Origin of the sequence: Geobacillus sp. G4 (genome assembly GCF_040327975.1) — a bacterium.
Lineage (GTDB): Bacteria > Bacillota > Bacilli > Bacillales > Anoxybacillaceae > Geobacillus > Geobacillus thermoleovorans.
This window is the reverse complement of sequence record NZ_JBEPJY010000119.1, coordinates 1-255: the sequence shown is the minus strand read 5'-3', so window position 1 is coordinate 255 and position 255 is coordinate 1. Positions and strand designations below refer to the sequence as shown.

The following is a 255-nucleotide window of genomic DNA, read 5'->3' as shown; positions in this document are numbered from 1 at the left end:
AGGCGGTGCTGAAAAATGCCCGCCTGATCATCGCAGCCGTGTCCCTGGGGTTTCAGAACGCTGCGCGCTACGGCTTGATCGTGTGGGTGCCGGTGCACTTCCTGGGCGCCAACTGGAAAAGCGGCGACAGCCTGGTCGACCCCAAGTGGATCACCGTTGCCTTGCCCGTTGGCATGGCCATCGGCGCCTTGAGCAATGGCTGGGTGTCGGACAAGCTGTTCGGCTCAAAACGCTACCTGGCGATCATGCTGTACA

General features: G+C 61.6%; 1 protein-coding gene. It reads left to right on the top strand.

Annotated features, from left to right (window positions below; translation table 11 throughout):
• The coding region (locus tag ABS784_RS17185) for an MFS transporter (RefSeq protein WP_352513417.1) at positions 1-255 on the top strand (255 nt) is incomplete at both ends.